26 protein-coding genes are annotated in these 24,722 nt (G+C 61.8%); 14 read left to right on the forward strand and 12 right to left on the reverse strand.

Features of this window, described 5'->3' with window-relative positions:
* Position 1: 1 nt before the first annotated feature.
* The 5 genes from mltG to fabD form a co-directional block, all read right to left on the reverse strand.
* A complete protein-coding gene (mltG, locus tag BW995_RS09415) occupies positions 2–988 on the reverse strand; it encodes an endolytic transglycosylase MltG (RefSeq protein WP_076399950.1) in 987 nt (328 codons plus the stop codon).
* A gap of 87 nt (positions 989–1,075) precedes the next feature.
* Positions 1,076–2,335, reverse strand: a complete 1,260-nt coding sequence (fabF, locus tag BW995_RS09420; RefSeq protein WP_076399952.1) for a beta-ketoacyl-ACP synthase II — start codon at positions 2,333–2,335, stop codon at positions 1,076–1,078.
* Positions 2,336–2,669: 334 nt separating this feature from the next.
* The gene (locus tag BW995_RS09425; protein WP_076399953.1) at positions 2,670–2,909 is read right to left on the reverse strand and encodes an acyl carrier protein; all 240 of its coding nucleotides are present in this window, start codon (positions 2,907–2,909) and stop codon (positions 2,670–2,672) included.
* 256 nt (positions 2,910–3,165) lie between these two features.
* Positions 3,166–3,903: a 3-oxoacyl-[acyl-carrier-protein] reductase gene (fabG, locus tag BW995_RS09430; protein WP_076399955.1), complete on the reverse strand. Its 738-nt coding sequence runs from the start codon at positions 3,901–3,903 to the stop codon at positions 3,166–3,168.
* 81 nt (positions 3,904–3,984) lie between these two features.
* Positions 3,985–4,926 (reverse strand): ACP S-malonyltransferase, encoded by a 942-nt coding sequence (fabD, locus tag BW995_RS09435; protein ID WP_076399957.1) that lies wholly within the window; start codon positions 4,924–4,926, stop codon positions 3,985–3,987.
* Between the two features lie 287 nt (positions 4,927–5,213).
* On the opposite strand from fabD, the gene rpsF reads away from it, so the two are divergent.
* The 12 genes from rpsF (at position 5,214) to BW995_RS09495 (ending at position 16,177) form a co-directional block, all read left to right on the forward strand.
* Positions 5,214–5,606 (forward strand): 30S ribosomal protein S6, encoded by a 393-nt coding sequence (gene rpsF / locus BW995_RS09440; protein WP_076399958.1) that lies wholly within the window; start codon positions 5,214–5,216, stop codon positions 5,604–5,606.
* A 14-nt stretch (positions 5,607–5,620) separates the two neighbouring features.
* A complete protein-coding gene (gene rpsR, locus BW995_RS09445; protein ID WP_139332846.1) occupies positions 5,621–5,854 on the forward strand; it encodes a 30S ribosomal protein S18 in 234 nt (77 codons plus the stop codon).
* A 13-nt stretch (positions 5,855–5,867) separates the two neighbouring features.
* Entirely contained in the window at positions 5,868–6,434 is a 567-nt protein-coding gene (gene rplI / locus BW995_RS09450) for a 50S ribosomal protein L9 (RefSeq protein WP_076399962.1), read from the forward strand.
* A gap of 128 nt (positions 6,435–6,562) precedes the next feature.
* Positions 6,563–8,107 carry a replicative DNA helicase gene (locus BW995_RS09455; protein WP_076399964.1) on the forward strand — a complete coding sequence of 515 codons (1,545 nt, stop codon included), beginning with the start codon at positions 6,563–6,565 and terminating at the stop codon, positions 8,105–8,107.
* 10 nt (positions 8,108–8,117) lie between these two features.
* Positions 8,118–9,245: an alanine racemase gene (gene alr, locus BW995_RS09460; RefSeq protein ID WP_245821373.1), complete on the forward strand. Its 1,128-nt coding sequence runs from the start codon at positions 8,118–8,120 to the stop codon at positions 9,243–9,245.
* Positions 9,242–10,018: an MlaE family ABC transporter permease gene (locus BW995_RS09465; protein ID WP_076399968.1), complete on the forward strand. Its 777-nt coding sequence runs from the start codon at positions 9,242–9,244 to the stop codon at positions 10,016–10,018. The genes alr and BW995_RS09465 overlap by 4 nt, the downstream gene beginning before the upstream one ends.
* Positions 10,015–10,791, forward strand: coding sequence for an ABC transporter ATP-binding protein (locus BW995_RS09470; protein WP_076399970.1), 777 nt, complete (start codon positions 10,015–10,017; stop codon positions 10,789–10,791). Before BW995_RS09465 ends, BW995_RS09470 begins: the two co-directional genes overlap by 4 nt.
* Positions 10,792–10,820: 29 nt before the next feature.
* On the forward strand, positions 10,821–11,426 hold the full coding sequence (locus BW995_RS09475) for a BON domain-containing protein (RefSeq protein WP_245821375.1): 606 nt from the start codon (positions 10,821–10,823) through the stop codon (positions 11,424–11,426).
* Positions 11,427–11,468: 42 nt separating this feature from the next.
* Positions 11,469–12,965, forward strand: coding sequence for a DNA repair protein RadA (gene radA / locus BW995_RS09480; protein WP_084194721.1), 1,497 nt, complete (start codon positions 11,469–11,471; stop codon positions 12,963–12,965).
* Positions 12,966–12,969: 4 nt separating this feature from the next.
* A complete protein-coding gene (locus BW995_RS09485) occupies positions 12,970–13,869 on the forward strand; it encodes a CvpA family protein (RefSeq protein ID WP_076399971.1) in 900 nt (299 codons plus the stop codon).
* 88 nt (positions 13,870–13,957) lie between these two features.
* Positions 13,958–15,442 (forward strand): amidophosphoribosyltransferase, encoded by a 1,485-nt coding sequence (purF, locus tag BW995_RS09490; protein WP_076399973.1) that lies wholly within the window; start codon positions 13,958–13,960, stop codon positions 15,440–15,442.
* Positions 15,443–15,457: 15 nt separating this feature from the next.
* Positions 15,458–16,177 (forward strand): SDR family NAD(P)-dependent oxidoreductase, encoded by a 720-nt coding sequence (locus BW995_RS09495; protein ID WP_076399975.1) that lies wholly within the window; start codon positions 15,458–15,460, stop codon positions 16,175–16,177.
* An 82-nt stretch (positions 16,178–16,259) separates the two neighbouring features.
* On the opposite strand, the gene BW995_RS09500 is transcribed toward BW995_RS09495, so the two are convergent.
* Complete coding sequence (locus tag BW995_RS09500) at positions 16,260–17,075, reverse strand: AraC family transcriptional regulator (protein ID WP_245821377.1); 816 nt, start codon at positions 17,073–17,075, stop codon at positions 16,260–16,262.
* 74 nt (positions 17,076–17,149) lie between these two features.
* Between BW995_RS09500 and BW995_RS09505 the strand changes: the two genes are divergently transcribed.
* Together BW995_RS09505 and BW995_RS09510 are read left to right on the forward strand one after the other, a co-directional pair.
* Complete coding sequence (locus tag BW995_RS09505) at positions 17,150–18,076, forward strand: DMT family transporter (RefSeq protein WP_076400431.1); 927 nt, start codon at positions 17,150–17,152, stop codon at positions 18,074–18,076.
* A 187-nt stretch (positions 18,077–18,263) separates the two neighbouring features.
* Positions 18,264–18,788, forward strand: coding sequence for a MarR family transcriptional regulator (locus BW995_RS09510; protein ID WP_076399979.1), 525 nt, complete (start codon positions 18,264–18,266; stop codon positions 18,786–18,788).
* A 5-nt stretch (positions 18,789–18,793) separates the two neighbouring features.
* Here the strand turns inward: BW995_RS09510 and BW995_RS09515 are convergent, their stop codons facing one another.
* The 6 genes from BW995_RS09515 to sufB all read right to left on the reverse strand — a co-directional run bounded on the left by BW995_RS09515 (position 18,794) and on the right by sufB (position 24,692).
* Complete coding sequence (locus BW995_RS09515; protein WP_076399980.1) at positions 18,794–19,168, reverse strand: HesB/IscA family protein; 375 nt, start codon at positions 19,166–19,168, stop codon at positions 18,794–18,796.
* Between the two features lie 207 nt (positions 19,169–19,375).
* Positions 19,376–19,780 carry a DUF59 domain-containing protein gene (locus tag BW995_RS09520; RefSeq protein WP_322099117.1) on the reverse strand — a complete coding sequence of 135 codons (405 nt, stop codon included), beginning with the start codon at positions 19,778–19,780 and terminating at the stop codon, positions 19,376–19,378.
* A 42-nt stretch (positions 19,781–19,822) separates the two neighbouring features.
* Entirely contained in the window at positions 19,823–21,091 is a 1,269-nt protein-coding gene (locus BW995_RS09525) for a cysteine desulfurase (protein WP_456152097.1), read from the reverse strand.
* Positions 21,088–22,422, reverse strand: a complete 1,335-nt coding sequence (gene sufD, locus BW995_RS09530) for a Fe-S cluster assembly protein SufD (RefSeq protein WP_076399983.1) — start codon at positions 22,420–22,422, stop codon at positions 21,088–21,090. Before sufD ends, BW995_RS09525 begins: the two co-directional genes overlap by 4 nt.
* Positions 22,423–22,450: 28 nt before the next feature.
* Entirely contained in the window at positions 22,451–23,203 is a 753-nt protein-coding gene (gene sufC, locus BW995_RS09535; protein ID WP_076399985.1) for a Fe-S cluster assembly ATPase SufC, read from the reverse strand.
* 37 nt (positions 23,204–23,240) lie between these two features.
* A complete protein-coding gene (gene sufB, locus BW995_RS09540; RefSeq protein WP_076399987.1) occupies positions 23,241–24,692 on the reverse strand; it encodes a Fe-S cluster assembly protein SufB in 1,452 nt (483 codons plus the stop codon).
* Positions 24,693–24,722: the final 30 nt, after the last annotated feature.

A 24,722-nucleotide genomic window follows, 5' to 3' on the forward strand; every position in this document is an offset into this window, starting at 1 on the left:
GTTATCGCTGCAGCTTTTTCCATGCGGCGACATTTTTGTTGTGCTCTGCCAGAGTGCTGGCAAAGGCGTGGCCGCCGGTTCCGTCAGCAACAAAATACAGGTCTTTTGTGCTGGCCGGGTGAAGAACGGCGGCCAGACTGGCAAGGCCGGGGTTGGCAATCGGTGACGTTGGCAGACCGGAACGGGTATAGGTGTTCCACGGATGATCCGTCTCGAGGTCAGAGCGCAACAGGGGCCGGCCCAGTGTCCCGGTTTCCGGAGCCAGGCCATAAATGACCGTCGGGTCAGACTGCAACGGCATGCCAAGACGCAGACGGTTGATGAAGACTGCTGCCACACGGGGCCGTTCGGCAGGCAGTCCGGTTTCCTTTTCAACGACTGACGCCAGAATGATGGCCTGCTCTTTGTTTTTGAGCGGCAAGTCAGGGGCTCTTTGTGCCCACAGGTCACTGACTGCCTTGTCCATCGCGGCCTGCATCCGGCGCACGGCGTCGTCCCGCTGGTCACCGCGCAGGAAGGCATAGGTTTCCGGCAGGAGGGTTCCTGTGGCTGGCTTGAGGGACAAGGCGCCATCCAGTTCCGGCATGGACGAGATCAGACGCAGGACTTCCGGTGACGTCAGGCCCTCGGGCACCGTCAGCGGATAGTGCACCCGGTTCCTGCCGGTACGTAAAATGTCGGTGATCTCCGCCATGCTGCTGCCTGCGGGAATGTCATATTCCCCGGCCTGCAGGGATGCTCCCTGCCTGGCGGCGGTGACCATCATCAGAAAGACATAACCATCAATCTGGCTGGGCAAAACGCCCCGTTGAGACAGGATCTGGCTGATCCGGTTCAGGCCAGCGCCACGCGGGATCTCAACTCTGACCTGTGTGGCGCTGACCGGGGCCTGATAGCGCTCTTTGCCCCAGATCCATGCCGCTCCCAGGCCCAGGCTTATCGTCAACAGCAATGAGATGAGGCCCGTCAGCAGGCGTTTGAGCAGCATGGTCTTTCTTCTCCATAAACAAAAACCTCCTGCCCGCACAAGCGACGGAACAGGAGGCCTTGTTGTCTGATCTGGTGCGAACCAGACTTACACCTTACCGAACACCAGCGAGGCATTGGTGCCGCCAAAGCCGAACGAGTTCGACAGGGCGTAAGACACCTGCCGTTCCTTGGCTTTCAGCGGGACCAGATCAATGTCGCAGTTGTCGGACGGATTTTCCAGATTCAGGGTCGGCGGAACGATACCGTTCCCCAGCGCCAGAACCGAGAAGATCGCTTCGACAGCGCCTGCGGCACCCAGCAGATGACCGATCGACGACTTGGTCGAAGACATCGACAGCTTGTAGGCATGATCGCCGAACAGGCGCTTGACCGCACTGAGTTCGATTTCATCGCCCAGCGGGGTCGAGGTTCCGTGAGCATTGACGTAGTCAATCGCTTCAACCGGCAGTTTGGCGTCCTTCAGGGCGTTACGCATGGCACGGAAGCCACCGTTGCCGTCTTCGGCCGGAGCGGTGATGTGATAGGCATCACCGGACATGCCATAGCCGAGCACTTCGGCATAAATCTTGGCACCACGAGCCTTGGCGTGCTCGTATTCTTCCAGCACCACCACACCGGCGCCTTCGCCCATCACAAAGCCGTCACGGCCCTTGTCCCACGGACGCGACCCACGGGTCGGTTCGTCGTTATAGCCAGTGGACAGCGCGCGGGCGGCGGCAAAACCGGCCAGCCCCAGACGGCAGACGGCGGCTTCGGCGCCACCGGCAACCATCACGTCGGCGTCGCCGTACTTGATGATCCGGCTGGCGTCACCGATGGCATGGGCCCCGGTGGAGCAGGCAGTCACCACGGCGTGGTTCGGACCCTTGAAGCCATAGCGGATCGACACATGGCCCGAGACCAGGTTGATCAGCGAGCTGGGAATGAAAAACGGGCTGATCTTGCGCGGGCCACCAGCGGTCATGGTGCGTTCGGCCTGGGCAATGTTGGGCAGACCGCCGATCCCCGAGCCGATGATCACACCGGTACGCTCAAGATCGTCTTCGTCGGTCGGCTTCCAGCCGGAGTCCTCGATGGCCTCGATCGCGGCGGCCAGACCATAGACGATGAAATCGTCCATGCGGCGGCGATCCTTGGCCGGGACCAAGGAATCAACGTCGAAACGGTAGGGATGACCCTCTTCCACCGGAATCTGCCCGGCGATGCGTGCCGGCAGGTCTTCGGTTTCAAAGCGGTCAATGGCGCGGATGCCCGAAACGCCATCAAGGAGCTGCTTCCAGGTACCCTGGACGCCCATTCCAAGCGGGGTCAGAGCCCCAACGCCAGTGACGACCACACGCCTCATGTTATGCTTCCCGAAACTGTTATCGAGTCAGAGTAAAAGGACAGAGCCGCTTGTCGGCCTTCGCCCGGCCCGGGCAGCCAGTTCGCCGGAACCATGGTGTCACTGTAGGCGATGTGCCATGGCGATGCCAATGTTTCCGATGAACGAACGGCGCGTCTCACCCGTTCGCTTTTATCAGGAAAAGCGCAAGAGCAGGACACGCGAACGGTCTGTCAATCGATGTAGGGTGAATGCCAGCGGACATGTCCATGGCACGAGAAAGGTGCCACTCTCACCGTTATCGATGCCCGGATGAACCGGGGCACAGGCACGGGAAGCGGCACCTGCCTCAGACTCAGCCGGCGTTCGCCGCTTCGATGAAGCTGATGGCGTCCTGAACGGTCAGGATCTTTTCCGCCGCATCGTCGGGGATTTCGACGCCGAATTCTTCTTCGAAAGCCATCACCAGCTCGACGGTGTCCAGGCTGTCGGCGCCCAGGTCGTCGATGAAGGAGGAGTTTTCGGCAACCTTGGCTTCTTCCACGCCCAGGTGCTCAATCACGATCTTCTTAACGCGATCGGCGACGTCGCTCATGTTGATATCCTCAGTTCCAAAGTTAATAGGGGGCTAGCCTGATAGCCCGTGACAGGTATTGTGTCAGGTCGTTGTTTGTCGGCCCGATTTGAACCTTACTGCGTCCCAGGTCAAGCAAAATTGGCGCCCGTATCTACCACGATTGAATTGCTTTGACCACAGGGGTCTGTCGCAAGCTGTGAAGTTTTGCGCACTTTTTACACAAAACTGTCATTTTATCGTTTTAAATCAGGGCATAAGGCTCGCGGTTTTCCGCTTAGATCATCGCCATGCCGCCGTTGACGTGCAGGGTCTGACCGGTGACATAGCCTGCTTCATCGCTGGAAAGATAGACGACAGCCGAGGCGATATCGTCGCTCGAGCCCATGCGGCCCATCGGGATTCCGGCGTTCAGCTTTTCTTTCTGGGCATCGGGCAGGACTTCGGTCATCGCGGTGGCAATGAAGCCCGGTGCAACGCAGTTGACGGTGATCCCGCGTGAGGCGACTTCGGCGGCCAGCGACTTGGACATGCCGATCAGGCCCGCCTTCGAGGCGGCATAGTTGCACTGGCCGGGGTTGCCGGTCACGCCAACGATCGAGGTGATGGAGATGATGCGGCCATGGCGGCGCTTCATCATGCCCTTCAGGCAGGCGCGGGCGAGCTGGAACGACGAGGTCAGGTTGACGCGCAGGACGGCATCCCAGTCTTCGTCCTTCATCCGCATCGCCAGCGTGTCACGGGTCAGGCCGGCGTTGTTGACCAGAATGTCCACCTGTCCCATTGCCTGTTCCGCCGCCGGAATCAGGGCGGCGACGCTGTCGGCATCCGACAGGTTGGCGGGGGTGACGAAAGCGCGCTCGCCAAGGCTGGCGGCCAGCTCTTCCAGCTTTTCCACCCGGGTGCCAGAGAGGGCGACGGTGGCGCCACGGGCGTGCAGGGCGGTGGCAATGGCACCACCGATGCCGCCGGTGGCACCGGTGATCAGGGCGGTCTTACCAGTCAAATCGAACATCGTCAGATGTCCTTTCAGTTATGGGGGTCGTGTCAGGATCACCGTCTGCAACGGCGGTGATCCTGAAAACAGGGGCTGGTCTCAGGCGAGGCTGGCCAGGAAGACGTCGATGTCGGCCGGGGTGTTCAGGGCCTGACCACTGACCTCCTTGTCGATGCGCTTGGCAAGGCCCGACAGGACTTTGCCCGCGCCGCATTCGACCAGCGAGGTCACGCCCTGATCCTTCAGCCACAGCACGCTTTCCCGCCAGCGGACCGAGCCGGTCACCTGCTGCACCAGCAGGTCACGCAGGACGGCGGGGTTGCTTTCGGCGCGGGCGATGACGTTGGCCACCACCGGCACCACCGGAGCCTGGAAGCTGACCTCCGCCAGAGCAGCAGCCATCACCTCGGCGGCGGGCTTCATCAGGGCGCAATGGAAGGGAGCGGACACCGGCAGCAGCATGGCGCGCTTGGCACCCTTTTCTGCGGCGATCTTTACGGCGCGTTCGACCGCGGCCCTGGAGCCGGACACCACCACCTGTCCCGGAGCATTGTCGTTGGCCGCTTCGCAGACGTCGCCTTCAGCGGCTTCTGCGGCAACGGCCTGAGCCTGCTCCAGATCCAGTCCGAGCAGGGCTGCCATCGCCCCTTCGCCGACCGGAACGGCCTGCTGCATCGCCTTGCCGCGCGTCTTCAGCAGGCGGGCGGTGTCGGCAATGCTGAGGGCGCCAGCGGCGCACAGGGCCGAATATTCCCCCAGCGAATGGCCAGCCACATAAGAGCAGGTGGCGGCCAGATCGAGGCCCTTGTCCTGCAGAACCCGAATCACCGCCATCGAGACGGCCATCAGGGCTGGCTGGGCGTTTTCGGTCAGCGTCAGCTCATCGCCCGGACCGTCGAACATCAGGGCCGACAGGTTCTGTTCCAGGGCCGAATCGACTTCTTCAAAGACCTGTCGGGCGACCGGAAAGGCCTCGGCCAGTTCCTTGCCCATCCCGACTGCCTGCGAGCCTTGACCGGGGAATACGAACGCACGCGCCATCACGCATAATCCTTTAAACGGGTTTCGTCAGTGCTGTCTGGTTGACTGCGACGGCGGCGAGGGTGCGAAAGCCCGCCCGGCCTGTCAAGTCCTGCCGGTGCCCTGTGGGTATCGGCGGTTCGGTGATCGTGCGAAAGAATGCAGGAAATGCTGCGAATCTGTTTGCGTCAGGCGGGAAAGTCCGTATAGTGCGCGGCTTCACAACCCTTGCCGGATGGTCCGGCTATGCCTGCATATACCTCGCTCGCGGGGTGTGGGCTGAGAGAATCCAGAAGGGGTCTACCCTAATGCCTCTGTATGAAAGCGTGTTCATCGCTCGTCAGGACATTTCTTCCACTCAGGTGGAAGCCCTGGCCGATGAAATGGCTGGCATCATTGCCAGCCTGGGCGGCACTGTCTCCAAGAAGGAATTCTGGGGCCTGCGCAACCTGGCCTACCGGATGAACAAGAACCGGAAGGGTCATTACGTTCTGTTCAACATCGACGCTCCGGCCGCTGCCGTCATCGAAATGGAACGCGTGATGCGTTTCAACGAAGACGTCCTGCGCACCCTGACCGTGCGTGTTGAAGAGCTGGAAGAAGGCCAGTCGGCCGTCCTTCTGCAAAAGAACGAACGGGCCGAACGTGGCCCGCGTGGTCCCCGCGGCGGTAATCGCCGTGAGCGTTCCGACCGCGATTAAAGGAGATACAGACGATGGCCGCTCCGCGTCGCCCGTTCTTCCGCCGCCGCAAAACCTGCCCGTTCTCGGGTGAAGGCGCGCCGAAGATTGACTACAAGGACATCAAGCTGCTGCAGCGCTACATTTCCGAGCGTGGCAAGATTGTCCCCAGCCGCATCACCGCGGTTTCCGCCAAGAAGCAGCGTGAACTGGCCCGCGCCATCAAGCGCGCCCGCTTCCTCGCTCTTCTGCCCTACGTCGTGAAGTAAGGGAGAGAAGAGAATGGCTGCTGTTGAGATCATCCTCCTCGAACGCGTTGAAAAACTGGGCCAGATGGGCGATGTCGTCCGTGTGAAGCCGGGTTTTGCTCGCAACTACCTGCTGCCCCAGCAGAAGGCCCTGCGCGCGACCAAGGCCAACATGGCCCTGTTCGAAGCCCAGCGTGTCGAGCTGGAAGCGATGAACCTGAAGCGTCGTCAGGAAGCCGAAGCCGTTGCCGAACAGATGAAGGACGTTCGTCTGATTCTGGTTCGCGCCGCTGGCGAAAGCGGACAGCTGTACGGTTCGGTCGCTGCCCGCGACATCCAGGAAGGTCTGAAGGCCGACGGTATCAAGACCGAACGTCGCCAGATCGAACTGGACCAGGTGATCAAGTCGCTTGGTACCACCGCTGTGCGTATCCGTCTGCACCCGGAAGTCGCCGTCACCATCGCCGTCGTCGTTGCCCGTTCGGTTGAAGAAGCCGAAGCCGGCTTCGTCGCCGCCGAAGTGGTGGAAGACGAAGAGCTGGAAGACGAAGACGAAGACGTCGATGCTGATGATATCGAAGACGAAGGCGAACCCGCCTAAGGCTTTGGTGTCATTATCTGACACGATCCAGAGAGGGCCACCCTGTTCGGGGTGGCCCTTTTTGTTTAGTCGGGTATGATGGGCCGCCCTGCGGGGTTGTTTCTGGTTTTGGGTTTTTGAGTACGCTGATGATGGACGAAACATCCTCCTATCCGGTTCCGGCCTATGTGGGCGATGCGGCGGTTGGCGATGCGGGAGCCTCATGGCGTGAACCTCCGCACAACATCGAAGCCGAACAGGCTCTGTTGGGGGCAATCTTTCAGTCGAACCGCGCCTATGAACGGGTGTCGGAATTCCTGATGGCCGAGCATTTTGCCAATGCCCTGCATGGCCGCATCTTTGAATCCTGCGGCAAGCTGATCGAACAGGGCCATCTGGCAACGCCGGTAACGCTGAAAGCCTATCTGGAAAACGACCCGTTGATGAAAGAGGCCGGGGGCGTTGCCTATCTGGCCGAATTGGCCAACGCGGTGGTGACGGTGGTCAACGCCGAGGACTATGGCCGCCAGATTCACGACTTTGCCATGCGGCGTCAGTTGATCGACCTGGGGACCGGGATGGTCAACGATGCCTTTGAGGTTGAGTTTGACCATACCGCGATGGACCAGATCGAGTCCGCCGAACAACGGCTGTACGATCTGGCGACCACCGGCAAGCAGGAAGGCGGCTTTCAGGATTTCCGTATGGCGCTCCATACGGCGGTCAAAATGGCCGAAGCCGCCCACAAGCGCGAAGGCCAGTTGGCCGGGGTACCGACCGATCTGATGGATCTGGACAAGAAACTCGGTGGCCTGCACCCTTCCGACTTGCTGATTCTGGCCGGACGCCCGTCGATGGGAAAAACGGCACTGGCGACCTGTATCGCCTTTAACGCCGCCAAGCTGTACCGCGAGCACATCGACGAGTCGGGCAATCGGCAGGTGCTTGACGGCGCCAAAGTGGCCTTCTTTTCGCTCGAAATGTCGGCGGAACAGCTGGCCACCCGCCTGTTGGCGCAGGAAGCGGAAATCAGTTCGCATAAAATCCGTACCGGTGAACTGTCAAACGATGACTTCACCCGCATGGTCACGGTGGCGCAGGAACTCTCGGTCCTGCCGCTGTTCATTGACGATACTCCGGCACTCAGTATTTCCGCCGTCCGCACCCGTTGCCGCCGTCTGGCCCGCCAGCAGGGTCTGGGGCTGATCGTGGTTGACTATCTTCAGTTGCTGAGCGGTGGTCCGGGTTTTGGGGAGTCACGCGTGCAGGAAGTCTCGGCCATTACCCGTGGTCTGAAAGCCATCGCCAAGGAACTGAACGTGCCGGTGATGGCGCTGTCGCAGTTGTCGCGTGCGGTGGAACAGCGTGAAGACAAACGCCCGCAATTGTCCGACTTGCGTGAATCCGGCTCGATCGAGCAGGACGCCGACGTGGTGATGTTTGTATACCGCGAGCAGTACTATCTGGAACGTGCCGAGCCCAGCCGTCGCCCGGATGAAGGCGAAGACAAGTTCATGGAGCGCTATGCCGATTGGCAAAAACGCTGTGAAAAGGCTCATAATGTCGGTGAAGTGATCGTTGCCAAGCAGCGACATGGCCCAATTGGGGGGGTTAAGTTGTATTTTGACGGTAACTTCACCAAATTCGGTAACCTGATGAACCATGATCATGGGGACGACGACGATTATGAATGAGAGCACGCCCTTGGACCGGCCTTTTTCTTCGTCCTCTGCCCACGCTGGTGGACTGTTGACCGTTGATCTGGGGGCGGTGGCCGACAACTGGCGTCATATGGCCGCGCTGATGGGGGCCAAAGAGGCCGCCGGAGTGGTCAAGGCCAATGCTTATGGACTGGGGGTGGAGGCTGTCGGGCGGGTGCTGGCGGCGGCTGGCTGCCGGACGTTCTTTGTGGCGGTGCCCGAGGAAGGTGTCCAGCTGCGCAAGGTGGTGCCCGGAGCGGTGATTTATGTCCTGTCCGGCCCGATTGGCAGCAGCGAGGGACTGGCTCCGTTCCTGAAGTCCAATCTGCGGCCTATTCTGAACTGTGCTGATCAGGTGGCCCTGTGGCGGTCCCATGCCCCGGGGGCGGCACCCTATGGCCTGCACCTTGAAACCGGGATGAACCGGCTTGGGTTGCCGGAATTCGAAGCGCGGGCGATGGCGACCAATCTGGCGCCGTCGCTGGTGATCAGTCATCTTGCCTGTGCCGACGTGCCCAATCATCCGTTGACCGAAGAGCAGTTGCGGGCCTTTACCGAATTACGGTCGCTGTATCCGACGGCGCGGGCCTCTCTGGCCAATTCGGCGGGTGTCATGCTGGGCCGTGACTATCATTTTGACCTTGCCCGTCCCGGACTGGCCCTGTATGGCGGCAATCCGTTGCCGCATCTGCCCAATCCTTTGGCGCAGGTTCTGACCTTGCAGCTCAGGGTGTTGCAGGTTCGTCGCGTTGACACCCCCCAGAGCGTTGGCTATGGTGCCACCTACCGGGCGCCTGCAGGGACTGTGCTGGCGACGGTGGCCGCGGGCTATGCCGATGGCCTGCTACGCTCGCTGGGCAATTCGGGTTGGGGGTTGCTGGGGGGAGTCCGTGTTCCGGTGGCTGGCCGGGTGTCGATGGACCTGATCACGTTCGACGTGAGCGAGGCTCCGTCGCAAGCCGTGTACAGCGGGGCGCTGATTACCCTGATCGGGCGGGAAACGGCGGACAGCACAGAACAGGCGCATACCCTTGATGAGCTGGCCACCGAAGCCGGAACGATTCCTTACGAACTGCTGACCTCCCTCAGCCGTCGTTATGCTCGCCGCTATGTGGGAGGCGCCGGTTCATGACGCAGTTTCTGGCCCTGATCGGTCGGGTGTTTCTGGCATTTTTGCGCCACACCGGTCGATTGGTGACGTTCTCGGCAGTCGCTTTGTACAATATGGTGCTGCCGCCCTATTATGGCCGCACCCTCAGCCGCCAGATGATCGAAATCGGCTATTACTCCCTGCCGGTGGTCGGGCTGACCGCGATCTTTTCCGGCATGGTGCTGGCCCTGCAAAGCCATACCGGCTTCGCCCGTTTCTCTGCCGAAGGCGCGGTGGCAACGGTGGTGGTGATCTCGTTGACCCGCGAGCTGGGGCCGGTGCTGGCCGGGCTGATGGTGGCCGGGCGTGTCGGGGCGGCGATGGCCGCTGAAATCGGCACCATGCGGGTGACCGAACAGATCGACGCGCTGGTGACCCTGTCAACCAACCCGTTCAAATACCTGATCGCGCCGCGCCTGCTGGCGGCGGTGCTGATGTTGCCCGCGCTGGTGCTGGTGGCTGATATCGTCGGGGTGTTTGGCGGCTATCTGGTCGGGGTGTACAAGCTGGGGTTCAACCCGGCCAACTACATTCAGCGCACCTGGGAATACCTGCAGCCGCTGGACGTGATTTCCGGTCTGGTCAAGGCCGGGGTGTTCGGCTTCATCATTGCCCTGATGGGCTGCTATAACGGCTATCACTCCAAGGGTGGCGCGCAGGGCGTCGGCTCGGCAACCCGCAATGCGGTGGTGTCGGCCTCGATCCTGATTTTGACCTTCAACTATCTGATCACGGAGCTGTTCTTCGCACAATGACCAGCCCGCAGCCAAAAATCCGCATCGATAACGTTCACAAGGCCTTTGGGAAAAAGAAGGTCCTTGATGGCGTCAGTCTGACGGTCAGCAAGGGGGAGTCGCTGGTGATCATCGGCGGCTCGGGAACCGGGAAATCGGTCCTGCTGAAATGCATTCTCGGCCTGATGCAGCCCGACCGGGGGGCCATTCAGGTGGATGGCGAGGAACTGACCACCCTGTCCACCCGCGAGCGGGAACGGGTGATGCACAAGTTCGGCATGCTGTTTCAGGGGGCGGCGCTGTTCGACTCGCTGCCGGTGTGGCAGAATGTTGCCTTCGGCCTGCTGCAACTGGGCAGGATGAGCCGCGCACAGGCGAAAGAGCTGGCGGTTGAAAAGCTGCGCTCGGTGGGCCTGAAGGCCGATGTGGCCGACCTGTTCCCGTCCGAGCTGTCCGGCGGCATGCAAAAGCGTGTCGGTCTGGCGCGCGCCATTGCCGAAAAACCGGAAATCATCTTTTTCGACGAGCCGACAACCGGTCTGGACCCGATCATGGCTGATGTGATCAACGAACTGATCATTGATTGCGCCAAGGATCTGGGGGCGACGACCTTGTCGATTACCCATGATATGGCCTCGGCCCGCAAGATTGCCGACCGGGTGGCCATGCTGTGGGAAGGGCGGATCATCTGGGAAGGTCCGGCCGCAGACGTGTTCAACTCGGGTAACCCCTATGTTGACCAGTTCGTCCATGGTCGCGCCCATGGTCCGATCACCGATAACGCAGGGCGCTGATCGTCAACCCCCTGCCGGGAGAAACGCAGATGGGTCTGAAACTATATCGGCCGTTGATGCTGGCAGGGGCGATGATGGGCTGTCTGTGGGGGACCCCGGCGGCAGCGCAGTTCAGTGACCTGCTGGCCGTTCCCAAGGTTCTGATCGACCGGGCGATCGAGGCCCGTTCGACCACCGATATCGGGCGGGACAATGAGATCATCCTGAAGGTCAACGCGGCGATGGCCGATGTGGGGACGGTCAAGGCATCCAGCGAGATCTATGAACAGCGGTTGCTGATCACCGGCATCTTTGACGACAAGGCGGTCTATGACCATTTTTACAGCAAGATCAAGGGAATCACCGGGATCAAGAAGCTGTATTGGCATGCGGTGTACATGGCCCCGGATGATCCCCGCCGCGCAAAGCTGCTGGACTGGTCCGATGTGTTGATCCTCGATACCAAGGCCGAAGCCCGGCTGGTCGGCAGCATGGATGTGGCCGACGTCAATTTCCGGGTGGCGGCGGACAGTACCGGAACGGTTTATGTCCTTGGGCGGGCGCGTTCGGACGCTGAACGTAAAGAGGCACTGGCACGGGCGAGAGACGGCAATACCGTGCAAAAGGTTGTCGATTACATCGTGGTCCGCCCGTAATCGCGGGGCTGACACCGCCTGTTTCTTGGAGGAGTCCCGTCCGTGGCAAAATCGACCACGCAGTATATCTGTCAATCCTGTGGGGCGGTTTACGCCAAATGGGCCGGGCGGTGCGAGGGCTGCGGCGAATGGAATACGCTGACCGAAGAAAGCCGGACTGAAACACCCAAGGCCCTGGGCGGTGGCCCGCGCGGGGGGCGGAAAATCGAACTGGTCGGACTGGCCGGTCAGTCAGCGGCTCCGCCGCGCATGCCGACAGGGATCAGCGAGCTTGACCGGGTGACCGGGGGCGGACTGGTGCCGGGGTCGGCGCTGCTGGTTGGGGGGGATCCGGGGATCGGCAAATCGACCCTGCTGACCCAGGCGGCGGCGGCACTGGCGGGCACCGGTGTCTCGGTGGCCTATATTTCGGGTGAAGAAGCGGTGGCGCAGGTCCGCCTGCGCGCGGCCCGACTGGGGTTGACCGATGCCAATGTCGGGCTGGCCTCGGCGACCAACCTGCGGGATATCGCCGCGACGCTGGATGATCCGAATGGTCCCAAGGTGGTGATCATCGACTCCATTCAGACGATGTATCTCGACAGCCTTGATTCTGCTCCGGGCAGCCTGTCACAGGTGCGCGCTTGCTCGCACGAGTTGATCCGTCTGGCCAAGACCAGAGGCTTTGCGCTGTTTCTGGTCGGCCACGTCACCAAGGAAGGCTCGATTGCCGGTCCACGGGTGATGGAGCACATGGTCGATACCGTGCTATACTTCGAGGGCGAACGCGGTCACCAGTTCCGTATCCTGCGCGCGGTGAAAAACCGTTTCGGGGCCACCGACGAGATCGGGGTGTTTGAGATGACCGATGGCGGGCTGGTCGAAGTCGCCAACCCGTCAGCTCTGTTTCTGGCTGAACGGCGCGGGAACGTATCGGGGTCCTGCGTGTTTGCCGGTATGGAGGGGACTCGACCGGTTCTGGTGGAAATTCAGGCGCTTGTGGCTACATCTGGTGCCGGAAGCCCCCGGCGAGCGGTGGTCGGCTGGGATTCTGGACGACTGGCAATGGTTTTGGCCGTTCTGGAAGCACGTTGTGGTCTTGCGCTGGCGGGCAATGACGTATATTTGAACGTCGCAGGCGGTCTTCGGATTGCCGAGCCTGCGGCGGACCTGGCGGTTGCTGCAGCGCTGATGTCGTCGGCCACCGGAACCCCGGTGCCAGCAGACGTTGCTGTTTTCGGTGAAATCGGGCTGTCGGGCGAGGTGCGCCCGGTGTCACAGGCCGATGTGCGACTGAAAGAAGCAGCCAAGCTGGGGTTTGCCGAGGCTTTGGCTCCCCCCCGGCGCAAGCCGCGAGGAAAAGCCGGAGCCGCTGGCAAAGGGGACCAGAGCAAGACGACAGAAGCCCTTCGCGTACGGGAAGTCGGGCACCTGCAGGATCTGGTTGCCCTGTTCCCGGTTGATGCTCTGGCCCAGAAGGCCGGCGAAAAAGCAGACTCTGGAACCAAAGGCTCCAAAGACAGGGCCGAGGCCGCCGGACGTCAGCGGGATGACGGATAACAAGATGGATTCCCTTTCGATCAACGTGTTCGATATGGTGGCGTTGGCTGTGCTGCTGTTGTCGGCAGTGCTGGCCTTTTTCCGTGGTTTCGTCCACGAAGTCCTGTCGATCACGGCATGGGTCGGGGCCGCCCTGTCGGCCCTGTACGGTTTTCCCTATGCCCGCCCCAAAGCCCATGAACTGATCCCGATCCCGATGGTTGCCGACGTGGCGGCAGCGGTAGCGGTGTTTCTGGTCGTCCTGTTGATCCTGTCGATGGTGACGCGGACCATTTCCAAGCAGGTACAAGGCAGTGCGCTGAATTCGGTGGACCGGTCGCTGGGCTTTCTGTTCGGTCTGGTGCGCGGGGCGGTGGTGCTGTCGATTGCCTATGTGGTGCTGTCGTGGGTGATCCCTGATCCGGCAGCACGTCCGGACTGGATGCGCTATGCCAAAAGTGGCCCGTTGCTGGAAAGTGGGGCAAACCTGCTGCGCAGCATGGTCCCGCCGTCGTTGCTGAGCGAAGAAGAACGGGCCCGGATGGCGACCGTCGAAGCGCAGGAGCGTGCCCGGCAGGCGGTCGAACTGAAGCAGACCTATGACCGCCTGACCCAGCCACGGGTGGAAAACCTGTCGCGGCCCGATACGACCCAGCCCGCCCCGGCCACTGTCGGGGGAAGTGCAACGATCACCTCGACTCCTCCGGCCAACAGTGTGCCTGCCCTGACGGTGCAGGGGCAAGGGGCCGCTGCATCGCCTGTTACTCCGGCATCCCCCACCGCTTCGGCACCCTCGCCCACATCTTCTGCGGCGCGTCCGGCCTCGGCGACCACTAATGGTGCATCTTCTTCCCAGAAAAACGGCTCCAGCTATGACGCCAACGCACGGCAGAGTTTGGACAGCTTGATTCAGAACCAACAATAGCGTTAGAGCATCGTGCGCGCAAACCGCGCCCTGACCCGTTCCAGTCGATCCAGTCCGATCTGCACAGCAGCCAACCCGAGGCCCCGTAATGGTTAACTTCCCTACTCATCCCTTTGGCCTGCCCGAACAGGGTGATGATGATAAACCGCGCGAAGAGTGCGGGGTCTTTGGTATCTTCAACGACGCCGACGCGGCAGCCCACACCGCGCTGGGTCTGCATGCCCTGCAGCACCGTGGTCAGGAAGCGGCCGGGATCGTCGCCAGCGACGGCAGCCAGTTCCATTCCCACCGTGGTCTGGGGCACGTCCACCGCGTGTTCAAGCGCGAAAAGGATACCGCCCGCCTGGAAGGCCGTCAGGCCATCGGCCATGTGCGCTATTCCACCTCTGGCGACATGGTGCTGCGCAACGTCCAGCCGCTGTATGCCGATCTGGCGTTTGGCGGGATGGCGCTGGCCCACAACGGCAACCTGACCAACGCGCTGACCCTGCGTCACAAGCTGGTGGAAAAGGGCTGCATCTTCCAGTCGACCAGCGATACCGAAGTGATCATCCAGCTGGTGGCGCGCTCGGAAAAGGCCTCGATGGAAGAGCGCCTGATCGATGCGCTGTCGCAGGTCAAGGGCGCCTTCTCGCTGGTCTGCATGACCGGTGATGCGGTGATCGGTGTGCGTGATCCGATGGGTTATCGTCCGCTGGTGCTGGGCCGCCATGGCGATGCGACCATCCTGGCGTCGGAAACCTGTGCGCTGGACATCATCTCGGCGGAATATGTGCGTGACGTTGAACCGGGCGAAATGGTGGTGATCGACCGTCGTGGCGTGCGGTCGCTGCGTCCGTTTGCTCCGCAAAAGCGCCGTTTCTGCGTCTTTGAATACATCTATTTCGCCCGCCCGGACTCGTTCTGTGAAGGCAATTCGGTCTACGAAGTGCGCAAGCAGATCGGTGCCGAACTGGCGCGTGAAGCGTCGGTCCCGGCGGACGTGGTGGTTCCGGTGCCGGACTCCGGCATTCCGGCGGCTCTGGGCTACGCCCAAGCGTCGCAAATCCCGTTCGAGCTGGGGATCATCCGTAACCACTATGTGGGCCGGACCTTCATTCAGCCGACCCAGAAGACCCGTGACATCGGCGTGCGCCGCAAGCACAACGCCAACAAGATGTATCTGGAAGGCAAGCGGGTGGTGCTGGTCGATGACAGCATCGTGCGCGGCACCACCTCGATCAAGATCGTCGACATGGTGCGTCAGGCCGGGGCTGCCGAAGTCCATCTGCGCATTTCCTCGCCACCGACTGCCTGGCCGTGCTACTTCGGGATTGACACGCCCGAGCGAGATAAACTGCTCGCTGCCCGCTATGACGTCGATGGCATGGCCAAGGTGCTGGGCGTTGACAGCCTGGCCTTCATCTCGGTCGATGGCCTGTATCGTGCGGCGGGTCGCGCTGGCCGTGACAACGATGATCCGGGCTTCTGCGATGCCTGCTTCACCGGCGATTACGTCGATGAACTGGCCGATGCCACCAACCCGCATCAGACCCGCGTCGTCTCGCGTCTGAACGAACGCTCCAAGGTCTGATAACGAGGATTAAGCATGACTGGTCGTCTGGAAGGGCGGATTGCCCTGATTACCGGGGCCTCGCGCGGCATTGGTCGCGCGCTGGCCAAGCGGTTCTGTCAGGAAGGCGCGACGGTGATCGCGCTGGCCCGCACGCAGGGTGCGCTGGAGGAACTGGACGATGAGGTCCGCGCCGATGGGCGCGGGACTCTGGTGCTGGTCCCCGAAGACCTGCGCAAGGAAGAGAAAATCGACCAGATTGCAGCGGCCCTGTACCAGCGTTTTGGCAAGATCGACATTCTGGTCGGCAATGCCGGAACGCTGGGGACCATGGGGCCGATGGGCCACATCAAGCCAAAGCACTGGCAGGATGTTCTGGACACCAACCTCACCGCCAACTGGCAGTTGATCCGCTACATGGGGCCGCTGCTGGAACAGTCCGATGCCGGGCGGGCGGTGTTTGTCACCTCCTCGGTTGGCCACGAGCCGCGCGCCTATTGGGGGGCTTATGCCGTTTCCAAGGCCGGGCTGGAAATGATGGTGCAGACCTGGGCGCTGGAACTGGGGAAGACCAACATCCGCGCCAACCTGTACGATCCGGGCCGGACCCGTACCCGCATGCGGGCCAGCGCCTTCCCCGGCGAAGACCCCGAGACGCTGCCGCTGCCGGAAAGCCACTGCGAGGCTATTCTGGATCTGGTGTCGGTTGATTGCCCGCATCAGGGGCAGGTGATCGCCGCCGTTCGGCCGGAATAATCAGAATAAAAAAGACCCCGTTCAGTGCAGGCTGGACGGGGTTTTTTCTTTGTTCTGATGAGTACCGCAAGGGGGCAGGCTCTCATCCCGCCCCCTTGCGGTACTCATCGGGGGTAATCCCCATCTGGCGGCGGAACATGGCGATAAAGGCCGAGGCGCTGCGATAGTTCAGATCGCGGGCGATCTTTTCCACCGTCTCGCCTTGCTCCAGTGCCCGCATGGCGGCGATCACCCGCCGCCGTTGCCGCCAGTCGGCAAACGACATCCCCAAGTCCCGCAGGCAATAGCGCATCAGGGTCCGTTCCGAGGTGCCGAGCTGGTGCGCCCATTCCGCCAGCGAGCGGGTATCGCCGGGGTGGTCATCGAGAGTCTGTAGAATATGCCCCAGCAGCGGGTCTTCCGAGGTCGGCAGAAAGCTGCCTGCGCACTCTGCCTGTCGGATTTGATCGACCACCACCTGTAACAGTCGCTGGTCTTCAGCGGTAAACGGCAGGGCTGGTGGCGACTGGTGCAGGTGTTCCAGCAAGGCGCGCAGCAAGGGGGAAACGGTCAGCGCGCAGACACCCCGTGGCAGTTCATCGCAGTGTTCAGCGACGACATACAGCGAGCAATGACACGCCTGATGGCGGTTCAGCCCCTGATGGGCCAATCCGGGTGGCAGCCAGATGGCATATTGCTGTGGTGCCAGATAGTGGCGGCTGCCCACCTTGACCTCCATCACCCCGCTAAAGGAATAGACAAACTCCCCCCACGGATGGGCGTGGTGGGGGTAGGTTGCTCCGGCGGGCATGTGGGCGCTGCGGAAATAGATCGGGCTGGGGAGCTGGTGGTCAAACGGCGGATGGTGCGAATGGGCGGGCATGGCGGCCTCTGACAGTTTGACGCTATCTGTTGTCATATATTCGCTATATGCCGGATATCAGACAAGGAGTAAGAGTCTGGCCTGTGATCTTTCTGCCGGTGGAGCGTTCCATGGATACCCGCAAACCCCTTGATGGTCTGGCCATTGGTTTGATGCTGCTGCTGGCGGTGACCTGGGGCATGCAGCAGATCACCCTGAAAATGGCGGCGGCAGACATTTCGCCGATGATGATGATCGGCCTGCGCTCGGGGATTGCCGCCTTGCTGGTGGCTGGCTTGCTCAAGCTGCGCGGGGAGCGGTTGCTGGCGCCGCAGATGCCATGGGGTGGGGCACTGGCGATTGGCCTGTTGTTCGGGGTGGAGTTTGTCCTGCTGGGCGAAGCACTGCGCTTTACCTCGGCCGGGCATGTGGTGGTGTTCCTGTACACCGGGCCGATTTTTGCCGCCTTGGGGTTGCACTGGAAACTGCCTGCCGAACGGTTGATGCCGTTGCAGTGGGGTGGGGTGTTGCTGGCCTTTGGAGGGATCATCTGTGCGTTTCTGCTCCGCCCGTCGACCGGGAACAGTGCTGATAGTGCCGCGATGATGTGGGGGGATTTCCTGTCGGTGCTGGCTGGCCTGTCGTGGGGGATGACGACGGCTGTTATTCGCACCACCCGTCTATCATCGCTGCCTGCGGCTCAGACGCTGCTGTATCAGCTGGTGGTGGCCTGCGTGCTGCTGGTGCCGACGGCTCTGCTGCTGGGGCAGGGGGCCATCCACTGGACTCCTGTCAGCATGGGAACCCTGTTCTTTCAGGCGGTGATCGTGTCGTTCGTCAGTTTTCTGATGTGGTTCTGGATGCTGCGACACTATCTGGCCTCGCGGCTGGGGGTGTTCTCGTTCCTGACGCCGCTGTGCGGGGTTCTGGCCGGGGGCTGGTTTCTGGGCGAGAGCATTGAACCGTCCTTCCTTGCCGGGGCCGGATTGGTGCTGGCTGGCATTCTGGTGGTCAGCGGAGCATCACGTCTGAAAGCGGCCAAGGCCCGGTTGGCTTGAAAAGAGCATAAGGCCATGGGGAATTTGGGGTTTTAGGAAAGGCTGATATGGTGCCTTTCCCCTGTTGCCTGCGGTGGGAAAAGAGTATCTTTAGGGCTGAAGTCGCCTTTTCATGTCTTTCCCGCCCACTGTGCCTCTGGGGCTTGTATGCCCAAAGCGCAGAGTTTTGACAAACAGGACATCCCCCGTGTCTTTGCCTGACAGACCAGACTGCCCCGACGCCATTACCATCACAGACCAGATTGGCCTGGCTCTGACCCGGATTGCCCGTGGCTGGCGGACCAAAATGGATACCCGTTTGTCGGCGATGGGGCTGACGCAGGCCAAGTGGGTGACACTGTACCATCTGGCGGCGGTTGAGCGCCCCCTGATGCAGTGCGAGCTGGCCAGTGAAATCGGTATCGAAGGCCCGACGCTGGTGCGCCTGCTGGACGGGCTGGAAAAGCTGGACCTGATTGCCCGCCTGCCGTCGCCGCATGATCGCCGGGGCAAGATGATTCACCTGACGCAGACGGCCCTGCCGCTGCTGGAAGAAATCAACCGCATTTCCGCCGACATCAAGGGCGGTATTTTCCGCGACATCCCGGAGGCCGAGCTGGCGCAATGCCACGCGGTGCTGCTGAAGCTGCAAAGCAACCTCGGTTGCCCCGGCCCGGATTGCGAGGAACCGTCACAGGGCGATTGCATTGAACGCTCGCCCTGTGAGGAGTAAGGCTGTCAGGGCTGGGCCACCGACTTGTCAACGCTGAAGCTCTCGCCGCAGCCACAGTGCGCGGTGGCGTTGGGGTTGTTGAACACAAACCCTGACTGCATCTTGTCGTCCTGATAGTCCATCTCCGCGCCGATGATGAACATCAGTGCCATCGGGTCAATGTACAGGCGGACGCCCTTGTCTTCCACCACGTCTTCAAACGGGCGTTCTTCAGTGACGTACTCGACCGTGTAGCTCATGCCAGAGCAACCACGGGTCTTGACCCCGACGCGCAGACCGAGAACCGGCGTGTCCGAACGGGCGATCAGGCTTTTGACCCGCTCGGCGGCTGCGTCGGTCAGGGTCAGGGGCTTGGGCGGAATGGCGGGGGTGGTGGCCATGATGACCTATCCTTCAGCGTTACACTACACGACAGCGAGATGACAGGGACGCGGAGCGCTGCTCCACACCTCGCCGGGGCCTTGAGGCCCCGGACCCCATTTATTGAAATTCAAAGAAAAAACGGGGGTTTGGGGGCATCGCACCCAAACAGGTATGGACGGTAGCCCATTATTGCTTTCCTGCTGTCGTGTACTGTGGGTTCACAACTAGAACATGTCCAGCGCCACGCGGGCGACTTCGGTCATCCGTTCCGGGGTCCACGGCGGATCCCAGGTCAGGGTGACGGTGACTTCGCCGGTGCCCTTGACCAGCGACAAGGTGTTGGCGACCTGCTGTGGCAGCTCACCTGCGACCGGGCAGGCGGGGGCGGTCAGGGTCATCAGCGCGGCAACGGTACCGTTGTCGCTGATCGTCAGGTCATAGATCAGACCCAGATCATAGATGTTGACCGGAATTTCCGGGTCATAGACCGTCTGCAGGGCCTCGACCAGAGCCTCGTGGGTGGCGATTTCGGCCCCGGGCCACAGCGGCTCACCGGCCCGGCCAATGGCGTCTTCAGACGAGGGCGGCGGCGGAGCATCATAGACATACATCGGGGGGCGCATGGTCATGATACAAGGGTTCCTTTTTACGCAAAGATCATGCGACAGCGATCAGGCGAACAGCGTCTGCACGGTGTGCAGCGCCTTCAACAACTGGTCGATGTCATCCTTGTTGGTGTAAACGCCAAAGCTGGCCCGGGCCATCGCCGGGACGCCACAGCGGTCCATCAGCGGCTGGCAGCAATGGTGCCCGGCGCGAATGGCGACGCCCGCCCGGTCGAGGACGGTGGCAATGTCGTGGGGATGGGCATAGCTCATCGAAAAGGCGATGATGCCGCTTTTCCCCGGTGCGGTGCCGTGCAGGGTCAGTCCGTCGATGGCCTGCATGCCGTCGATGGCATAGGCCAGCAACGCTTCCTCGTGCTCCAGCGCGGCGGCATGGTTGATCGACCGCACATAATCAACGGCGGCCCCCAGACCGATGGCCTGCACGATGGCCGGGGTTCCGGCTTCGAACTTGGCGGGCAGGGCGGCCCATTCCGAGGCTTCGAAGGTCACCGACGAGATCATGTCGCCCCCGCCCATCCACGGCGGCATGCGGTCAAGCAGAGCTTCGCGGCCCCACAGGATGCCGATGCCGGTCGGGCCATACAGCTTGTGCCCGGAAAAGGCGTAAAAGTCGCAGCCCAGAGCCTGCACATCGACCGGACGATGGACAATCCCCTGACAGCCATCGACCAGCACAATGGCCCCGGCAGCATGGGCCTTGGCGGCGATTTCCGCCACCGGCAGCACGGTGCCCAGCACGTTGGAGACATGGGCGATGGCGACCAGTCTGGTGCGATCGGTCAACAGCGCCTCGAAGGCCTCCATGTCAAAGCGGCCGTCGTCGGTGATCGGCACCACCTTCAGCACCAGCCCCTTGTCATCGCGGACCATCTGCCACGGGACGATGTTGGAATGATGTTCCAGAGCCGAAATGATGATCTCGTCACCGGGCTTCAGCAAACTGCGGGCGTAGGTTTGCGCCACCAGATTGATGGCTTCGGTCGCGCCACGGGTAAAGATCACCTCGCAGTCATCGGCGGCATTGATGAAGGCACGCACCTTGCTGCGGGCGGCTTCGTAGTTCTGGGTTGCCGTTTCCGACAGCCAATAAGCCCCACGATGGACGTTGGCATATTCGTGTTCATAGGCGTTGCGCATGGCATCCAGCACCGCCAGCGGCTTTTGCGCCGACGCACCAGAGTCAAGATAGGCCAGCCGCTTGCCGTGAACCTGCGAGGTCAGGATCGGAAAATCGCGGCGCACCGCTTCGACATCAAAGACTGTCGTTGCGAGATCGGAACGAAGGCTGTCAGACACTGCGATACCCATCATGCCACCTCTTGCCGTGCATCCAGCCATGCTCGCACCAGTCCGGCCAGCACGGTGCGAATGGCGTCGTTTTCCACCTGTTCGACCACGTCATCAAGGAACCCCTCGATCAGCAGGTCGCGGGCGGTGGCTTCGTCCAGACCGCGGGCGCGCAGATAGAACAGTGCCTCGTCATCCAGCTCGCCACAGGCGGCCCCGTGCGAACAGGTCACGTCATCGGCGTAAATCTTCAGCTCGGGCTTGACGTCAACCTCGGCGCTTTCCGACAGCAGCAGGGCTTTGTGCAACTGCTGACCGTCGGTGTGCTGCGCCCCCTTGCGGACGGTGACCTTGCCCTGAAAGACTCCGCGGCCATGGTCGGCCAGAACGCCCTTGTAGACCTGCGACGAGCGGCCATTGGGGACGGCGTGATCCATGTGGATGGTGGTGTCCATGTGCTGGTAGTCACGGGCGGCATAGGCCCCGTTCAGATGGGCTTCGGCCTGTTCGCCCGCCAGTTCGACGGCGATGTCATCACGGGCAACCGCACCACCGAGCGACAGGGCAAACGCCTGATAAATCCCACCGGCCAGCACCTTGACCGTGCGGCTGGCAACATGCAGGGCCCTGGCGGTGTCGTTGCGAACCTTGACGTGAGTCAGGCGGGCGTTGGGCTCGACCAGAATTTCGGCCACCGGCAGCGACAGGGTTTCGGTTTCGCCCAGCGCGACATGGCTTTCCAGAATGGTGGCGGTGCTGCCCGCTCCGGCCTTGATCAGCAGGCGGGGCTGGGCCATCACCGGCGCGTCGCCCGGGGTCAGGGTGATCGAAACGATGTGCAAGGGGCGGTCAATGACCGTTCCGGCCTCCAGCAGGACCACCACGCCATCATCAACCAGACCACTGGCCAGCGCGGCAAACGGCTGTTCGTCATACTGCACCAGACTGCCCAGCAGGCCTTCCAGCCGTTCGGGCTGACGGGCGAGCAGGCTGGCCAGCGGCTGCACCTCAACCCCGGCAGGCAGGGCGGCGCGGTCAGACAGGTGCGGGGCATAGGAGCCGTTGAGCAGCACCACCTTGTGGCCGTCAAAGGCGGGCAGCGCGGCGGGCAGGGCTTCCAGCGTGGCATCACCGGCGATCAGGGCGGGCACGAAGTCGAGTTTGCCCACCACCCCAAGGGCGGCAAAGCTGTACTTGAAGGCTTCGGTGCGGCGATGGGGCAGGCCCTGCTGCTGAAAGGCAGCCAGTGCCGCCTGACGCAGACCGGTCAGCCACGGCAGATGACCACCGGGCAGCACCGGCGACAGGCCGGTGGCGGCCGTCACCACGGGAATTTCAGACAGAACGACGGACATCGGCGGTTCTTCCTTCCTTATCCGGCGATCAGGCGGCGCTGACGTAATCGGCATAGCCCTTGGCTTCCAGCTCTTCGGCCAGCTCCGGGCCACCGGAGCGGACGATCTTGCCACCGGCGAACACATGCACCACGTCCGGCACGATGTAGCTCAGCAGGCGCTGATAGTGGGTGATCACCAGGAACGAGCGGTCGGCGGTGCGCAGGCTGTTGACGCCTTCGGACACCACACGCAGGGCGTCAATGTCCAGCCCGGAGTCGGTTTCGTCGAGGATGGCAAACTGCGGCTGCAGCAGGGCCATCTGGAGAATGTCGGCGCGCTTCTTTTCCCCGCCCGAGAAGCCGACGTTGACCGGCCGCTTCAACATGTCGTCGCGGATGCCCAGTTCCTTGGCCTTGCCTTTGACCAGCTTCAGGAATTCCATCGCGTCGATTTCGCCCAGCCCCTGAAAGCGGCGCTTGGCATTGATGGCGGCCTTGAGGAAGGTCGAGCTGGCAACGCCGGGGATTTCCACCGGGTACTGGAAGGCAAGGAAAATCCCGGCATTGGCCCGCTGGTCGGGTTCCATGTCGGCGATGTCCTCGCCGTTGAGCAGGATGCGGCCTTCGGTCACCTGATAGCCCGGACGGCCGGAGATGATGTTCGACAGGGTGGATTTTCCGGTGCCGTTCGGCCCCATCAGGGCGTGGACGGTGCCGGGTTCGATTACCAGATCAACACCCTTCAGGATTTCTTTGCCATCAACGGAGGCATGCAGGTTTTGAATCTCGATCAGAGCCATCGTTTGAGTACCTTTTGTTCCCGACTGTTCCGTTGCGTTAACCAACGCTGCCTTCGAGGGAAATGTTGACCAGTTTCTGCGCCTCAACGGCGAATTCCATCGGCAGGGTTTGCAGGACTTCCTTGCAGAACCCGTTGACGATCAGGCCCACCGCTTCTTCGGCCGACAGGCCGCGCTGCATGCAGTAGAACAGTTGATCGTCGGAAATCCGGCTGGCGGTTGCTTCGTGTTCGGTGCGGGCCGACGGGTTGCGGCTTTCGATATAGGGCACGGTGTGGGCACCGCACTGATCGCCGATCAACAGGCTGTCGCACTGGGTGAAATTGCGGGCGCCGCTGGCCTTGGCGGCGATGCGCACCTGTCCGCGATAGGTCTGTTCCGAGCGACCGGCGGAAATGCCCTTGGAGATGATCTTCGAGCGGGTGTTCTTGCCCAGATGGATCATCTTGGTGCCGGTATCGGCCTGCTGGCGGTTGTTGGTGATGGCGACCGAATAGAATTCCCCGACCGAGCCGTCGCCCTGCAGGATGCAGGAGGGGTATTTCCAGGTGATTGCCGAGCCGGTTTCGACCTGGGTCCACATCACCTTGGAATTGCGGCCACGGCAGGCGGCGCGTTTGGTGACAAAGTTATAGATGCCCCCCTTGCCGTTTTCGTCGCCGGGATACCAGTTCTGCACCGTCGAGTACTTGATTTCGGCATCGTCCAGCGTCACCAGTTCGACGACGGCGGCGTGCAACTGGTTTTCATCGCGCTGCGGGGCGGTGCAGCCTTCCAGATAGGACACATAGGCGCCCTCGTCGGCGATGATCAGGGTGCGTTCAAACTGCCCGGTGTTCTTTTCGTTGATGCGGAAATAGGTCGACAGCTCCATCGGGCAGCGCAGGCCCTTGGGGATGTAGACAAAGCTGCCATCGGTGAACACCGCCGAGTTCAGGCAGGAAAAGAAGTTGTCCGCCTGCGGCACCACCGAGCCAAGGTACTTCTGCACCAGCTCGGGGTGTTCGCGGATCGCCTCGGAGATCGAGCAGAAGATCACGCCCAGATCGTTGAGCTTCTTTTTATAGGTGGTGGCAACCGACACGCTGTCGAACACCGCATCGACGGCCACACCTGCCAGCGCTTCCTGTTCCTTCAGCGGGATGCCCAGCTTTTCATAGGTGGCGAGAAGCTCGGGGTCCACTTCGTCGAGGCTCTTCGGGCCATCTTCCCGCCGCTTGGGGGCGGCATAATAATAGCTGTCCTGATAGTCGATCGGCGGATAGTGCAGACTGGCCCACTGCGGTTCTTCCATCGTCAGCCAGTGGCGATAGGCTTTCAGGCGCCATTCGAGCATCCATTCCGGCTCTTCCTTTTTGGCCGAGATGAAGCGTACGATGTCTTCGCTCAGGCCCTTGGGCGCGCGGTCGGATTCGATGTCCGTCTCGAAACCGTATTTATAACGCTCGATATCCTTGACGGTTTGGATGGTGCTTTCGGTGGCCACCATGACGGAGGTCCTTCTTTCGCTAGCGGCGAC

This window comes from Insolitispirillum peregrinum, from assembly GCF_900156605.1.
Classification (GTDB): domain Bacteria; phylum Pseudomonadota; class Alphaproteobacteria; order Rhodospirillales; family Rhodospirillaceae; genus Insolitispirillum; species Insolitispirillum peregrinum.

Excerpts from the sequence above, each read along its gene's own strand:
- BW995_RS09485 (WP_076399971.1), top strand. The coding sequence starts at position 12,970 with ATGGATTCCCTTTCGATCAACGTGTTCGATATGGTGGCGTTGGCTGTG.
- BW995_RS09475 (WP_245821375.1), top strand. The coding sequence starts at position 10,821 with ATGGGTCTGAAACTATATCGGCCGTTGATGCTGGCAGGGGCGATGATG.
- rpsF (WP_076399958.1), top strand. The coding sequence starts at position 5,214 with ATGCCTCTGTATGAAAGCGTGTTCATCGCTCGTCAGGACATTTCTTCC.
- rplI (WP_076399962.1), top strand. The coding sequence starts at position 5,868 with ATGGCTGCTGTTGAGATCATCCTCCTCGAACGCGTTGAAAAACTGGGC.
- BW995_RS09455 (WP_076399964.1), top strand. The coding sequence starts at position 6,563 with ATGATGGACGAAACATCCTCCTATCCGGTTCCGGCCTATGTGGGCGAT.
- sufB (WP_076399987.1), bottom strand. The coding sequence starts at position 24,692 with ATGGTGGCCACCGAAAGCACCATCCAAACCGTCAAGGATATCGAGCGT.
- BW995_RS09470 (WP_076399970.1), top strand. The coding sequence starts at position 10,015 with ATGACCAGCCCGCAGCCAAAAATCCGCATCGATAACGTTCACAAGGCC.
- fabG (WP_076399955.1), bottom strand. The coding sequence starts at position 3,903 with ATGTTCGATTTGACTGGTAAGACCGCCCTGATCACCGGTGCCACCGGC.
- mltG (WP_076399950.1), bottom strand. The coding sequence starts at position 988 with ATGCTGCTCAAACGCCTGCTGACGGGCCTCATCTCATTGCTGTTGACG.
- sufD (WP_076399983.1), bottom strand. The coding sequence starts at position 22,422 with ATGTCCGTCGTTCTGTCTGAAATTCCCGTGGTGACGGCCGCCACCGGC.
- BW995_RS09505 (WP_076400431.1), top strand. The coding sequence starts at position 17,150 with ATGGATACCCGCAAACCCCTTGATGGTCTGGCCATTGGTTTGATGCTG.
- BW995_RS09520 (WP_322099117.1), bottom strand. The coding sequence starts at position 19,780 with ATGACCATGCGCCCCCCGATGTATGTCTATGATGCTCCGCCGCCGCCC.
- BW995_RS09500 (WP_245821377.1), bottom strand. The coding sequence starts at position 17,075 with ATGACAACAGATAGCGTCAAACTGTCAGAGGCCGCCATGCCCGCCCAT.
- BW995_RS09425 (WP_076399953.1), bottom strand. The coding sequence starts at position 2,909 with ATGAGCGACGTCGCCGATCGCGTTAAGAAGATCGTGATTGAGCACCTG.
- BW995_RS09465 (WP_076399968.1), top strand. The coding sequence starts at position 9,242 with ATGACGCAGTTTCTGGCCCTGATCGGTCGGGTGTTTCTGGCATTTTTG.
- sufC (WP_076399985.1), bottom strand. The coding sequence starts at position 23,203 with ATGGCTCTGATCGAGATTCAAAACCTGCATGCCTCCGTTGATGGCAAA.
- BW995_RS09525 (WP_456152097.1), bottom strand. The coding sequence starts at position 21,091 with ATGATGGGTATCGCAGTGTCTGACAGCCTTCGTTCCGATCTCGCAACG.
- rpsR (WP_139332846.1), top strand. The coding sequence starts at position 5,621 with ATGGCCGCTCCGCGTCGCCCGTTCTTCCGCCGCCGCAAAACCTGCCCG.
- fabF (WP_076399952.1), bottom strand. The coding sequence starts at position 2,335 with ATGAGGCGTGTGGTCGTCACTGGCGTTGGGGCTCTGACCCCGCTTGGA.
- purF (WP_076399973.1), top strand. The coding sequence starts at position 13,958 with ATGGTTAACTTCCCTACTCATCCCTTTGGCCTGCCCGAACAGGGTGAT.
- BW995_RS09495 (WP_076399975.1), top strand. The coding sequence starts at position 15,458 with ATGACTGGTCGTCTGGAAGGGCGGATTGCCCTGATTACCGGGGCCTCG.
- fabD (WP_076399957.1), bottom strand. The coding sequence starts at position 4,926 with ATGGCGCGTGCGTTCGTATTCCCCGGTCAAGGCTCGCAGGCAGTCGGG.
- BW995_RS09515 (WP_076399980.1), bottom strand. The coding sequence starts at position 19,168 with ATGGCCACCACCCCCGCCATTCCGCCCAAGCCCCTGACCCTGACCGAC.